Consider the following 12,731-nt stretch of genomic DNA (forward strand, 5'->3'; position numbering starts at 1 on the left):
GGAGGAGACGGCGCATGCCCAGCGGCACGGTGAAGTGGTTCGATCGCGAGAAGGGCTTCGGCTTCATCGTCGTCGACGAGTCCGCCGCCGAGGTCTTCGTGCACTACCGCGACATCGAGATGGACGGCTTCCGCGTGCTCGCCGAGGGGCAGCGCGTGGACTTCGACCTCGACGTGGGCGAGCGACCCCAGGCACGTGCGGTCGTGCCCGGCGAGCCACGCCGCTGACCGCCTGCGGGGGCATCTAGTCTGTCGCGCATGCGAGCATCTCGAGCAATCCGCACCGTCGCGATCCTCATGGTCGCCGGCGGCCTCCTGACGGCCTGCGGCGGCGACCCGGAGCCGTCGGCGTCGCCGAGCCCGAGCACCAGCGAGACGCCGACGCCCACGCCGTCGCCGGAGCCCGAGCCGATCACGGCACCGCTCACCGGCATCGAGGTCGACGCCGAGATCCAGCTGCCTGCGATCCTCGCGAAGATCGACGACCACCCCGACGCCCGTCCGCAGTTCGGGCTCGAGACCACCGACATCGTGTACGAGGAGCTCGTCGAGGGCGGCCTCACGCGCTACGTCGCCGTCTGGCACTCGAACGTGCCGCAGCAGATCGGCCCCGTGCGCTCGATCCGTCCGATGGATCCGGGCATCGCGGGCCCCTTCGGCGGCATGATGGCGTTCTCGGGCGGCCAGCCGCACTTCGTCGCCGCGATGCAGGCGGTGAGCACGTCGACGAGCGTCATCCACGGCGGCGGCACCTACGACGCGTACTACTCGCGCGGCGGCCCCCACGCCGCACCGCACAACGTGATCCTGCAGGCGGCGCAGCTGCAGGCGGACAACGCCCAGATCGCGCCGCCGCAGCCGCAGTTCGCGTACGCCGACGACGAGGCCTCGCCGACGTCGCAGGCCGCGGGCGGCCCCGCATCGCAGCTGTCGCTCGCGTTCTCGCAGTCGCAGTCGCGTCAGTGGGGATGCGACGCGAGCAGCGGGCGCTGGGCGCGCGGCCAGCAGGGCGTCGCCGACCTCGACGCGAGCGGCAACCAGCTGAGCGCCGCGAACGTCGTCGTCCTGCGCGTGCAGGTCATCCCGAACGGCGACATCCCGCAGACGATGCTCGAGGGCTACTACGGCGACGGCTTCGTCGCGAGCGGCTGCTCGTGGGTGCCCGTCACCTGGTCGAAGCCCGACATCGCGACGCCCATCCAGATCCTCGACGCCTCGGGGCAGCCGGTCGTGCTGACGCCCGGCAACACCTGGGTCGAGCTCGTGCCGAACGAGGGCTCCGCGACCGTCTCGTAGGCCCTCGGCGAACGTCGGCGCCGCGCGTCGCGCTCGCTTGCACTCGCGTGGCCTGAGTGCCAGACTCGTCCCTGGCACTCAGGACCGCCGAGTGCCAGCAGACGTGTCGACGTGTCCAGGAGGGACGAGACAGCAATGGCAAAGATGATCGCATTCGACGAGGAGGCCCGACGCGGCCTCGAGCGTGGTCTCAACACGCTCGCCGACGCCGTGCGCGTCACCCTCGGTCCCCGTGGCCGCAACGTCGTGCTCGAGAAGAAGTGGGGCGCCCCCACCATCACGAACGACGGTGTGTCGATCGCGAAGGAGATCGAGCTCGACGACCCGTTCGAGAAGATCGGCGCGGAGCTCGTCAAGGAGGTCGCGAAGAAGACCGACGACGTCGCCGGCGACGGCACGACGACCGCGACGGTGCTCGCCCAGGCGCTGGTGCGCGAGGGTCTGCGCAACGTGGCAGCGGGCGCCGACCCCATCAGCCTCAAGCGCGGCATCGAGAAGGCGACCGCAGCGGTCTCCGAGCAGCTCGTGGCCCACGCCAAGGAGATCGAGACGACGGACGAGATCGCGGCCACCGCGTCCATCTCGGCCGCCGACCCCGAGATCGGCCGTCTGATCGCCGAGGCGATCGACAAGGTCGGCAAGGAGGGCGTCGTCACCGTCGAGGAGTCGAACACCTACGGCACCGAGCTCGAGCTCACCGAGGGCATGCGCTTCGACAAGGGCTTCCTGTCGCAGTACTTCGTCACGGACCCCGACCGCCAGGAGACGGTGTTCGAGGACGCCTACGTCCTCATCGCCAACCAGAAGATCTCGGCGATCAAGGACCTCCTCCCGATCGTCGACCAGGTGATCCAGGCGGGCAAGCAGCTCGTCATCATCGCCGAGGACGTCGACGGCGAGGCGCTCGCGACGCTCGTCGTGAACAAGATCCGCGGCATCTTCAAGTCGGTCGCCGTCAAGGCTCCCGGCTTCGGCGACCGCCGCAAGGCCCAGCTGGCCGACATCGCCATCCTCACGGGCGGCGAGGTCATCTCCGAGGAGCTCGGCCTCAAGCTCGAGGGCGTGCAGCTCTCGCAGCTCGGCCGCGCTCGCAAGGTCGTCATCACGAAGGACGAGACCACGATCGTCGAGGGTGCCGGCGACGCCGAGGCCATCGCCGGCCGCGTGCGCCAGATCCGCTCGGAGATCGACGCGACCGACTCGGACTACGACCGCGAGAAGCTGCAGGAGCGCCTGGCGAAGCTCGCCGGTGGCGTGGCCGTCATCAAGGCCGGTGCCGCGACCGAGGTCGAGCTCAAGGAGCGCAAGCACCGCATCGAGGACGCCGTGCGCAACGCGAAGGCAGCCGTCGAGGAGGGCATCGTCGCCGGTGGTGGCGTCGCGCTCATCCAGGCCGGCAAGGTCGCGTTCGAGACGCTCGAGCTCGTCGGCGACGAGGCGACGGGTGCGAACATCGTGCGCGTCGCGATCGACGCGCCGCTGAAGCAGATCGCCCTCAACGCCGGCCTCGAGCCGGGCGTCGTGGCCGAGAAGGTGCGCTCGCTCGAGCCCGGCTGGGGCCTCAACGCCGCGACCGGCGAGTACGTCGACATGCTCGCGGCCGGCATCGCCGACCCCGTGAAGGTCACGCGCTCGGCGCTGCAGAACGCCTCGTCGATCGCTGGTCTGTTCCTCACGACCGAGGTGGTCGTGGCGGACAAGCCCGAGAAGAACGCCATGCCCGCTGGCGACCCCACGGGTGGCATGGACTTCTGAGTTCGGAGCGCTCCGATCGCGCAGCGATTGCAGCGCGGAGGACTCAGGGTCGAGGAGCGCGCGACGAAGTCGCTCGCGTCACGAGACCCAGCTGTCCAGCAAGGAAGGCCCCGAGCACACGCTCGGGGCCTTCCCGCGTCTCCGAGCCCGTCGCCCTGCAGGGATGGCGGGTCTCGTGACGCGTGCTCGCCCTTCGGGCTCGCGCGCTCCTCGACCAGCTGGTGGGACGGCGCCTTCGCGTGGGGAGCGCGCGCGTTCCTCGACCAGCAGGTGGGGCGGCGCCTCGCGCGGGGAGGGCTCGCGCTCCTCGACCGCCCGGCGAGCGCGAGGAAGGGCCCCGAGCATCCGCTCGGGGCCCTTCCCGCATGTCCGGCTGCGGCGGCCGCTCCCTCCTGTGCGCGCCGCCCGCGCCGGAGGTCTCACGCGGCGAACAGCCTCGTGTTCGCCGACTCGACGTCGGCGTACTGCTGGCCGGCCTGCTGCAGCGCGATCGTGATCTGGCGCAGCGACTCCTCGACGTTCGCCTGCGTGCCGCGCCAGGTCGCGACGACGCCCTGGAACGCGACGGACGCGCCGCCCGTCCACGACCCCTCCAGCGCCTGCAGCTGCCCCAGCAGGGCGGCCACGTCGGTCTGGATGCGGCCGACGGTCGCGTGCGCCGCCGCCCGTGCGCTGTCGATGGCGTCGCTGTCGACGACGTACCTGCTCATCGGTCCTCCTCGCTGTCCCGGTCGAGCCGGGGTGTGGCGAGGCTAGGCGTCGGGCGTGGTCGCCTCGCGGTCGCGGCGCTGCCGCTGTGGAGGAGTCGTGGTCGACACGGGCTGGTCGGGACGGATGCGCTCCGTCAGCTCCAGGAGGGCATGGTCGTCGGCGAGCGGAATGGCGATGCGGAACGTCGCGCCGCCGCCGGGGGTCTCGATGACGTCGATGCGGCCGCCGTGCGCCGCGACGATGCCCTGCACGATGGCGAGGCCGAGGCCCGAGCCGCCCGTGTCGCGCGCCCGCGACTTGTCGGCGCGGTAGAAGCGCTGGAAGATCTTGCGTCGCAGCGACGGCGGCACGCCCTCGCCGTGGTCGATGACGTGCACGATCGCCTCGCGGCGACGCCACGAGACGCCGACGCCGAGCTCGATGGGCGACCCCTCGTCGGTGTACCGCAGCGCGTTGCCGACGATGTTGGCGATGACCTGGCGCATCGAGTTCTCGTCGGCGAGCACGACGGCGGGCGGGGCGACGGGCGGCGGCGCGAACAGCTCGGCCGGCGCCGCGGAGGGGTCGACGGCGGTCTGCGCGTCGGGATCGATCGCGAGCGTCTGGAACGAGCGATCCTGCGCCGAGACGCGCGCGTCGTTCACGGCGTCGTTGACGAGCGGCACGAGGTCGAGGGGCTGCAGCTGCAGCGGTCGGCGCTCGTCGAGGCGCGCGAGCGTCAGGAGGTCCTCGACGAGCGAGCCCATGCGCTTCGCCTCGCGCTCGATGCGATCCATGGCGCTCGCGACGTCCTCCGGCCGCTGGATGGCGCCCATGCGGTACAGCTCGGCGTAGCCGCGCACCGAGACGAGCGGCGTGCGCAGCTCGTGGCTCGCGTCGCCGACGAACTGGCGCATCTGCGTGACGGACTCGTCGCGCTCCTCGAGCGCCGTCTCGACCCGCGAGAGCATGCCGTTGAGCGACTGTCGGAGGCTGCCGACCTCCGTGCGGGGGTCGCCGGCGTCGAGGCGCGTCTCGTAGTCGCCGTCGGCGAAGCGCTCGGCGACCTGGGCGACCGTGCGCAGCTGGCGCAGGGCCGTGTCGACGAGCACGCGTGTGAAGGCCGCGCCGAGCAGCACGGCGAGCAGCGCGAAGCCCGCGTAGACGATGACGAAGCTGCGCCAGGTGTTCTCGACCCGGTCGAGGCCGACGGCGACGACGAGCGTCGCGAGCTCGCCCTCGTCGTCGACGAGCATCGGCAGCACGTCGACCCGCCAGCTGCTCTCGCCGTTGTGCGACGGCGCGGTGAACGGCTCGGTCGTGCTCGCGACGTAGGCGAGCGTGACGCCGTCGAGCTCGGGCAGGCCGGGCGCGCGCTCGCCGCCCGGGCTGTTGCGGCACAGCACCCCGCCATCGGCGTCGAGCACCGCGAGGTAGTACGTCGCGGGGATGCCGTCGAGCTGGCACTCGCCCGAGTCGAGGTCGAGCCCGCCGACCTCGAGGTCGTCGTACGTCGCCAGGGCGTACTGCAGGTCGCGGTCGGTGCCGTCGAGCAGGGATTGGCGCACGACGGTCATGGTGCCGACGCCGGCGATGAGCAGCCCGATCGTCATGACGACGACGATCAGGACGGTGATCCTGGCTGCCAGCGAGACGCTGCCGAGCCGCGTGCGCAGCGACCGCACGCGACTACGCGGTCTTCGGAGCCTTGAGCATGTACCCGAAGCCGCGCTTCGTGATGATCATCGGCTCGCTCGTGTGCCCGTCGACCTTGCGTCGCAGGTACGAGATGTACGACTCGACGATGCCCACGTCGCCGTTGAAGTCGTACTCCCAGACGTGGTCGAGGATCTGGGTCTTCGACAGCACGCGGTTCGGGTTGAGCATGAGGTAGCGCAGCAGCTTGAACTCGGTGGGGGAGAGCTCGATCTCCTCGTCGCCGACCGTGACCTCGTGCGTGTCCTGGTTCATGACGACCTCGCCGATGCGCAGGGTCGCGTCGTCGTCCTCGGCGCGCGTGCGGCGCAGGATGGCCTTGATGCGGGCGATGATCTCGTCGAGCGAGAAGGGCTTCGTGACGTAGTCGTCGCCGCCGACCGTGAGGCCCGTGACCTTGTCGTCGGTGTCGTCCTTCGCCGTGAGGAAGAGGATGGGCGACGTGAAGCCCGAGGCGCGCAGGCGCTTCGTGACGCCGAACCCGTTGATGTCGGGCAGCATGACGTCGAGCAGGATGAGGTCGGGCTCGTCCTCCAGCACCGCGGAGATGGCTGCGGCACCGGCGCCGACGGAGCGCACGTCGAACCCGCTGAAGCGCAGGCTCGTGGTGAGCAGATCGCGGATGTGGGGCTCATCGTCGACGACGAGGATCTTGGGGGACTGGTCGCTCATGGCCATATTCTCTGACCGTAGCCTGATCGAATCCTGGACGCCAGGCGATCGGGGTACAGGTGCGCCTGAGGACGCCTCGACGCCCTACAGGTTGGCGGCGTCGAGGATCTCGTACGAGTAGCCCTGCTCGGCGAGGAACCGCTGCCGACCGAGGGCGAAGTCCTGGTCGATCGTGTCGCGGGCCACGAGCGTGTAGAACGACGCGCTGCGGCCGCCGGACTTCGGTCGCAGCAGACGCCCGAGGCGCTGCGCCTCCTCCTGCCGCGATCCGAACGAGCCGGACACCTGGATGGCGACCGACGCATCCGGCAGGTCGACCGAGAAGTTCGCGACCTTCGACACGACGAGCGTGCCGATCGTGCCCTCGCGGAACGACTGGAAGAGCGTCTCGCGCTCGTCGACCGGGGTCTGGCCCGTGATGAGCGGAGCGTCGAGCGCGTCGGCGAGCACGTCGAGCTGGTCGAGGTACTGCCCAATCACGAGCGTCTGCTCGCCCTCGTGCCGCCGCAGGATGCGCTTCGCGACCGTCACCTTCGCCGGGCTCGACGCCGCGATGCGGTACCGCTCGCGATCGGCGCTCGCGGCGTACTCGAGCCGCTCGCCCTCCGTGAGGTCGATGCGCACCTCGAAGCACTCGGCGGGGGAGATGAAGCCCTGGGCCTCGATCTCCTTCCACGGCGCGTCGAAGCGCTTGGGGCCGATGAGGCTGAAGACGTCGGACTCGCGGCCGTCCTCGCGCACGAGCGTCGCCGTGAGGCCCAGTCGACGCCTGGCCTGCAGGTCGGCCGTGAGCTTGAAGACGGGGGCCGGCAGCAGATGCACCTCGTCGTACACGACGAGGCCCCAGTCGAGCGCGTCGAGCACCCGAAGGTGCGCGAGCTCGCCGCTGCGCTTCGCCGTGAGGATCTGGTACGTCGCGATCGTGACGGGCCTGATCTCCTTCGACTGCCCCGAGTACTCGCCGATGTCGTCCTCGGTGAGGGTCGTGCGAGCGAGCAGCTCGGAGCGCCACTGCCTCGCCGAGACCGTGTTCGTCACGAGGATGAGCGTCGTCGTGTCGGTCGCGGCCATGGCCGCGGCGCCGACGAGCGTCTTGCCGGCGCCGCAGGGCAGCACGACGACGCCCGAGCCCGCGTCGGCGAAGTGCCGCACGGCGTCCTGCTGGTAGGGCCGCAGCTCCCAGCCGTCCTCGACGAGGTCGATGTCGAACGGGGTGCCGGGCGTGAAGCCCGCGAGGTCCTCGGCCGGCCAGCCGATCTTCACGAGCTCCTGCTTCAGCTGCCCGCGCGCCCAGTCGACGACGCGGATGCCCCCCTCGACGTCCTCGGCGAGCAGGGGAGCGATGCGCTTCGAGCGCCGCACCTCCATGAGCACGGGTCGGTCCTCGCTGCGCAGGCGCAGCCCCTCGTCGTCGCGGTCGATCGTGAGCCTGCCGTAGCGGCCCACGGTCTCGCGCACGTCGAGCGCGACCGCCGACGGCACGGGGAAGCGCGCGTGGCGCTCGAGCGTGCCGATCATCTCGTCGGCCGTGTGACCGGCGGCGCGGGCGTTCCACAGGCCGAGCTGCGTGATCCGGTACGTGTGGATGTGCTCGGGCGCGCGCTCGAGCTCCGCGAAGACCGCGAGCTCGTGGCGGGCATCCGCAGCAGCGGGATGCGCGACCTCGAGCAGCACGGTTCGATCGCTCTGGACGATCAGCGGGCCGTCGTTCACGACGTTCGAGCCTAGCCCCGCCGGCTGTGCGTCACGGCACGCCCGCCAGATGCGTGATGGCGGTGACGGGCAGCGTGCGCTCGACGTCGCTGCCGAGGTCGCGGGCGCGCAGCCGACCGTTCGCGACGCCGAGCGGCAGCAGCGACAGCTCCCGCTCCTCGCCGCCGACCTCGATGCGCACCTGCACGCTCACGCGGTCGCGTGCCGCGACCTGCAGGCGCCGCTCGAGCCAGGCGCGCTCCTCGCCGCCGACGTCGAAGCCCGAGCCGCGCAGTCGCTGCACGAGCGGCGTGGGCGGCGGCGCCAGCACGTCGGCCTCGTGGCGCACGGGCGCGAGCAGCGCGCCGTCGGCGTCCTCCATCGCGGCCGGGTAGCGACGGGCGCGGAGCGCCCCGAGCACCGTCGACGGCTCGGCGCGCGTCACGAGCCTGCGCGCCGACTCCTCGCGCATGCGCAGCGGCGCGAGGCCGTGGTCGACGGCGAGCTCGGCGACGACGCCGGGCTCGCCGCGCACCGCCGTTCGGTCGGGTCCGTCGACGAGCGCGAGCACCCGCACGGAGCCGAAGCGGGCGGCGGCGTCGCGGACGAGGTAGGCGACGGGCTGCGGCACGCCGGTGAGCGACAGGGCGCCGAGCAGCTCGAGGATGCCGGACTCGTCCTCGCCCGCGGCGAGGCCGCGCGAGAGCGATGCGAGCGACATGCGGTACGTCGATGCCGTGCCGCGCTGCTCGAGGTCGGCCACGAGCCGCAGGCGCGACTCGAGCGCGGGCACGAGCGGGCCGGGCACGACGATCGAGAGGTCGGGCTGGACGTAGGCCTTGTCGACCTCGCCGGGCACGAGTGCCGCGAGCCGCGTGGCGCCGTCGGCGCCCGCGAGCGACGTCGTGGCTCCGTCGACGAGGCCGAGCTGCGTCGCGCGGCGCTCGGCGATCGCGAGGCGCTCGAGGGTCGCGGCCCCCGCGAGCGGGAAGCGGGCCGCGGCGTCGCCAGCATCGGTCGCGATCGAGCGCTCGGCGTCGTCGAGGGACGCGAGCCACGTGTCGCGCACGGTCGCCCATCGCTGCGGCAGGGGCTCCTCCAGCCACGTCGAGGCGCCCGTCGCCGCCACGAGCGTCGCGTCGCGCGCCGCGAGCAGGCGTGCGCCTCGCGCGATCGCGATCGCGTCGAGCACGGCCTCGAGCGGCGCGCCGAGCGCCTCGGCGATCCTACGCGCATCCGACATCGCCACTGCACCGCGCGCGAGCACCTGCACGGGCTGCGCCGCCGCGCCGCGCACGACCTCGCCGACGAGCAGGGTCGTCGCGAACGCGCGCTCGGCCGCGCGGGCGTCGTCGGCGACGGGCGGCGCGATCGGGTCGCGACGAGGAGCCGTCGCGGCGTGCCTGCGCACGCCGTCGAACGCGACGCCCGCGACGCCGAGCCCGATGGCGTCGAGCGTCGGGGTCGTCGCGCCCGTCGCGAGCAGGGCGAGCGCATCCGCGTCGACCGTCTCGAGCGCCACGGCGATCGACTCGTCGCGGAGCAGCTGCTCGGCGACGTCGAAGTACGTCGCAGCGTGCTGCGGCACGTGCCGCGCGCGCACGAGGCGATCGAGGGCGTCGTCGGTCAGCGCCTGCAGCGCGCCCGCGAGCTCGACCGTGGTCGGCACGTCAGGCCCGTCCGCGTCCCTTGCGCACCGCGGAGAGCACGAGCAGCGCGATGACGCACAGGAGGCCGGCGGGCAGCGCGAACGTCGGCACGAGGAAGGCGTACGGCCAGGGGCCCTCGGCGAGCCACGGCCACGCATCCTGCAGCGCGATCTGCACGAGCGTCACCACGAAGCCGAGCAGCGCGAGACCCACGAGCACGGCGGCGGCGGTGGCCAGGATGCGCTCGATCACGCCGATGGGATCGGCGTGGCGCTCGCCTGCACGCGTGGTGGGCATCCGACGAGACTACCAGCGGGCGATAGCCTGGAGGCTGCACCACCCGCGCACCCCAAGGAGCATCGTGCCCACTGGCAAGGTCAAGTTCTTCGACGAGGACAAGGGCTTCGGCTTCATCGCCGGAGACGACGGCGTCGAGGTCTTCGTGCACGCATCCGCCGTGCCCGACGGCGCGACGCTCAAGGGCGGCACGCGCGTCGAGTACGGCGTCGCCGAGGGTCAGCGCGGCGCGCAGGCGCTGTCGCTGCGCGTGCTCGAGGCGCCGCGCGTCTCGGCCGTGCGCCAGGCGCGACGCTCGAGCGAGGACATGGCGGTGATCGTCGAGGACCTCGTGAAGCTGCTCGACGGCGTGGGAGAGGCGCTGCGCCATGGGCGCCAGCCGAGCCCCGACCAGGCCCGCAAGGTGGCCACGGTGCTGCGTCGCGTCGCCGACGACCTGGAGGCGTGATGACGACCGTGCCGAGCGCCGAGGCGCTGCGACTGGCCGAGTCGGCCCTCGACGAGATCGCGCCCGCCGGCGGGGTCGGCGAGGTCGTCGACGCGGTCGACGAGCAGGGCGTGCTCGCGCTGCGCTACCGCTCGCAGCTGGGCGGCTACCCCGACTGGCTGTGGACCGTGACGCTCGCGACCGACGACGAGGGCGTGCAGACCGTGCTCGAGGTCGCGCTGCTGCCCGGCGAGGGCTCGCTCATCGCGCCCGAGTGGGTGCCGTGGGCCGATCGCCTCGCGGACTACCTCGCTGCCAAGGAGTCGGCGGCCGCAGACGACGAGGACGCCGACGACGAGTCGGACGACGACGACTCCGACGAGGACGACGAGTCGGACGACGATCACGGCTTCGACGACTTCGACGAGTCCGACCTCGCGAGCGACGACGACGCCGACGACGGCCTCGAGGTCGACGACGCGGCGCCCGACGACGCAGACGGCGAGACGGCCGGACGCTGACGCATCCGACCGTCTCGGTCGAGTCGGGCTCGCGCCCGTCGCCGCAGCGCTAGATGCGCTCGAGCACGTAGTCGAGGCTCGCGACGAGCGCCTCGACGTCGCTGGGCTCGATGCCCGCGAACGTCGCGACGCGGATCTGGTTGCGCCCGAGCTTGCGGTACGGCTCGGTGTCGACGATGCCGTTGGCCCGCAGCGCCTTCGTGATGGCCGTCGCATCGACCGCGTCGTCGAAGTCGATCGTGACGACGACCTGCGAGCGGTGCTCGGGGTCGGCCACGAACGGCTGGGCGTCCGTGCGCGCCTCGGCCCACGCGTAGAGCGTGTCCGACGACGTGCGCGTGCGCGCGGCCATCGCGGGGAGCCCGCCCTGCTCGAGCATCCATCCGAGCTGCTCGTCGAGCAGCACGAGGGTCGCGATCGCGGGGGTGTTGAGCGTCTGCTGGAGGCGCGAGTTGTCGAGGGCCTGCTTGAGGCTCAGCGACTCGGGCACGTAGCGGTCGGAGGCCGCGATCGCCTCGATGCGCTCGATCGCCGCGGGCGACACGAGCGCGAGCCACAGGCCGCCGTCGGAGCCGAGGTTCTTCTGCGGCGCGAAGTAGTAGACGTCGGCGGCGCTCGCGTCGAAGTCGATGCCGCCCGCCGCGCTCGTCGCGTCGACGACCGTGAGGCCGTGCGCGGCGCGCACGACCGGATGCATGACGCCCGTCGACGTCTCGTTGTGCGGGTAGGCCACCACGTCGACGCCGTCGACGGGCTCGAGCACCGGGCGCGACCCCGCGGGCGCGCTCGCGACGCTCGGCGCCTCGAGCCACGGCGCGGCGGTCGCCTTCGAGAACTTGGCGCCGAACTCGCCGAACGCCAGGTGGTGGGCACGACGCTCGACGAGGCCGAAGGCCGCCGCGTCCCAGAAGGTCGTCGAGCCGCCGTTGCCGAGGATGACCTCGTAGCCGTCGGGTGCCGAGAGGAGGTCGGCCAGGCGCGAACGCACCGAGCCGACGAGGCCGCGCACGGGTGCCTGGCGGTGGCTCGTGCCCAGCAGGCGCGAGGCGGCGAGCGCCTCCACCTGAGCGGGGCGCACCTTGGCGGGGCCGCAGCCGAAGCGGCCGTCTGCGGGCAGGAGGGAGGCGGGGATGACGAGGTCGCTCACCGCGTCAGTCTACGAGCGCCTGTCGCGTCGCTCGCGTCCACCTTCGCTCACTAGGGTTGTGTCCATCCGCATGGGAGAGGAGGGGTGCGCATGACCGATCTCGTCGACACGACGGAGATGTACCTGCGTACGATCCTCGACCTCGAGGAGGAGGGCTTCGTGCCCATGCGCGCTCGGATCTCCGAGCGCATCGGCCACTCGGGTCCCACGGTGTCGCAGACCGTCGCGCGCATGGAGCGCGACGGCCTCGTCGTCGTCGCGGAGGACCGCCACCTGCAGCTCACCGACGAGGGTCGTGCGCTCGCGACGCGCGTGCTGCGCAAGCACCGCCTCGCCGAGCGCCTGCTCACCGACGTCATCGGCCTCGACTGGACGCTCGCGCACGACGAGGCCTGCCGCTGGGAGCACGTCATGAGCGAGCAGGTCGAGCGCAGGCTCCTCGACATCCTCGACCGCCCGACGGAGTCGCCGTACGGCACCCCGATCCCCGGCCTCGAGGAGCTGGGCCTCGCGCGCGCGGACGGCTTCCTCGACGGCGTGCGCCGTGCGACGGAGGTCGAGGGCACGTTCGTGGTGCGCCGCCTCGGCGAGCCCATCCAGTTCGAGGTGGCCACGCTCGAGCAGCTGCGGGATGCGGGGCTCGTGCCCGGCGCGACCGTCGCCATCGCAGCCGCGGGCCGCGGTCGCTCGCTCGCGGTCGACGGCGGCACCGAGGTCGTGCTGCCGGTCGAGCTCGCGCAGCACGTCTACGTCGCGTGACCCGTCCCATCCCCACGCGGTCAGGTCGCGTCCGGGGGACGTCCAGGGTTCGTGTCCTTCCTGAGGGTGCGGCGTGGAGAAGGTGACAATCGTGCAACGGTGTCGTACGCT

The 12,731-nt window shown here is 72.2% G+C and carries 13 protein-coding genes; 6 read left to right on the top strand and 7 right to left on the bottom strand.

Translation table 11 applies throughout. The features are described 5' to 3' along the window. Positions 1-14 precede the first annotated feature (14 nt). The 3 genes from FS793_RS13845 to groL all read left to right on the top strand — a co-directional run bounded on the left by FS793_RS13845 (position 15) and on the right by groL (position 3,050). Positions 15-227, top strand: coding sequence for a cold-shock protein (locus FS793_RS13845; protein ID WP_144721328.1), 213 nt, complete (start codon positions 15-17; stop codon positions 225-227). 30 nt (positions 228-257) lie between these two features. Next, positions 258-1,295, top strand: a complete 1,038-nt coding sequence (locus tag FS793_RS13850; protein WP_144721330.1) for a DUF3048 domain-containing protein — start codon at positions 258-260, stop codon at positions 1,293-1,295. Between the two features lie 135 nt (positions 1,296-1,430). Continuing rightward, complete coding sequence (gene groL / locus FS793_RS13855) at positions 1,431-3,050, top strand: chaperonin GroEL (RefSeq protein WP_144721332.1); 1,620 nt, start codon at positions 1,431-1,433, stop codon at positions 3,048-3,050. A 419-nt stretch (positions 3,051-3,469) separates the two neighbouring features. Here the strand turns inward: groL and FS793_RS13860 are convergent, their stop codons facing one another. The 6 genes from FS793_RS13860 to FS793_RS13885 all read right to left on the bottom strand — a co-directional run bounded on the left by FS793_RS13860 (position 3,470) and on the right by FS793_RS13885 (position 9,766). Further along, a complete protein-coding gene (locus FS793_RS13860) occupies positions 3,470-3,760 on the bottom strand; it encodes a WXG100 family type VII secretion target (RefSeq protein ID WP_144721334.1) in 291 nt (96 codons plus the stop codon). Positions 3,761-3,802: 42 nt separating this feature from the next. After that, positions 3,803-5,353 (bottom strand): sensor histidine kinase, encoded by a 1,551-nt coding sequence (locus FS793_RS13865; protein ID WP_144721336.1) that lies wholly within the window; start codon positions 5,351-5,353, stop codon positions 3,803-3,805. A 76-nt stretch (positions 5,354-5,429) separates the two neighbouring features. Then, positions 5,430-6,128, bottom strand: a complete 699-nt coding sequence (locus tag FS793_RS13870) for a response regulator transcription factor (RefSeq protein WP_144721339.1) — start codon at positions 6,126-6,128, stop codon at positions 5,430-5,432. 84 nt (positions 6,129-6,212) lie between these two features. After that, entirely contained in the window at positions 6,213-7,841 is a 1,629-nt protein-coding gene (locus FS793_RS13875; protein WP_144721341.1) for a DNA repair helicase XPB, read from the bottom strand. A gap of 31 nt (positions 7,842-7,872) precedes the next feature. Then, positions 7,873-9,489 (bottom strand): helicase-associated domain-containing protein, encoded by a 1,617-nt coding sequence (locus FS793_RS13880; RefSeq protein WP_144721343.1) that lies wholly within the window; start codon positions 9,487-9,489, stop codon positions 7,873-7,875. A gap of 1 nt (position 9,490) precedes the next feature. Continuing rightward, on the bottom strand, positions 9,491-9,766 hold the full coding sequence (locus FS793_RS13885) for a hypothetical protein (protein ID WP_144721346.1): 276 nt from the start codon (positions 9,764-9,766) through the stop codon (positions 9,491-9,493). Positions 9,767-9,830: 64 nt separating this feature from the next. Here FS793_RS13885 and FS793_RS13890 point away from each other — a divergent pair, with 64 nt between their 5' ends. Continuing rightward, complete coding sequence (locus FS793_RS13890; protein ID WP_144721348.1) at positions 9,831-10,214, top strand: cold-shock protein; 384 nt, start codon at positions 9,831-9,833, stop codon at positions 10,212-10,214. Continuing rightward, positions 10,214-10,714, top strand: coding sequence for a DUF3027 domain-containing protein (locus FS793_RS13895; RefSeq protein WP_144721350.1), 501 nt, complete (start codon positions 10,214-10,216; stop codon positions 10,712-10,714). Before FS793_RS13890 ends, FS793_RS13895 begins: the two co-directional genes overlap by 1 nt. A 49-nt stretch (positions 10,715-10,763) precedes the next feature. On the opposite strand, the gene serC is transcribed toward FS793_RS13895, so the two are convergent. Beyond that, positions 10,764-11,861 carry a phosphoserine transaminase gene (gene serC / locus FS793_RS13900; protein WP_144721352.1) on the bottom strand — a complete coding sequence of 366 codons (1,098 nt, stop codon included), beginning with the start codon at positions 11,859-11,861 and terminating at the stop codon, positions 10,764-10,766. A gap of 90 nt (positions 11,862-11,951) precedes the next feature. On the opposite strand from serC, the gene FS793_RS13905 reads away from it, so the two are divergent. Next, positions 11,952-12,620 (top strand): metal-dependent transcriptional regulator, encoded by a 669-nt coding sequence (locus FS793_RS13905; RefSeq protein ID WP_144721353.1) that lies wholly within the window; start codon positions 11,952-11,954, stop codon positions 12,618-12,620. The last annotated feature ends 111 nt before the right edge of the window (positions 12,621-12,731 follow it).

This window comes from Agrococcus jejuensis (assembly GCF_007679035.1).
GTDB lineage: Bacteria > Actinomycetota > Actinomycetes > Actinomycetales > Microbacteriaceae > Agrococcus > Agrococcus jejuensis_A.

Excerpts from the sequence above, each read along its gene's own strand:
- FS793_RS13845 (WP_144721328.1), top strand. The coding sequence starts at position 15 with ATGCCCAGCGGCACGGTGAAGTGGTTCGATCGCGAGAAGGGCTTCGGC.
- FS793_RS13850 (WP_144721330.1), top strand. The coding sequence starts at position 258 with ATGCGAGCATCTCGAGCAATCCGCACCGTCGCGATCCTCATGGTCGCC.
- groL (WP_144721332.1), top strand. The coding sequence starts at position 1,431 with ATGGCAAAGATGATCGCATTCGACGAGGAGGCCCGACGCGGCCTCGAG.
- FS793_RS13860 (WP_144721334.1), bottom strand. The coding sequence starts at position 3,760 with ATGAGCAGGTACGTCGTCGACAGCGACGCCATCGACAGCGCACGGGCG.
- FS793_RS13865 (WP_144721336.1), bottom strand. The coding sequence starts at position 5,353 with ATGACGATCGGGCTGCTCATCGCCGGCGTCGGCACCATGACCGTCGTG.
- FS793_RS13870 (WP_144721339.1), bottom strand. The coding sequence starts at position 6,128 with ATGAGCGACCAGTCCCCCAAGATCCTCGTCGTCGACGATGAGCCCCAC.
- FS793_RS13885 (WP_144721346.1), bottom strand. The coding sequence starts at position 9,766 with ATGCCCACCACGCGTGCAGGCGAGCGCCACGCCGATCCCATCGGCGTG.
- FS793_RS13895 (WP_144721350.1), top strand. The coding sequence starts at position 10,214 with ATGACGACCGTGCCGAGCGCCGAGGCGCTGCGACTGGCCGAGTCGGCC.
- FS793_RS13905 (WP_144721353.1), top strand. The coding sequence starts at position 11,952 with ATGACCGATCTCGTCGACACGACGGAGATGTACCTGCGTACGATCCTC.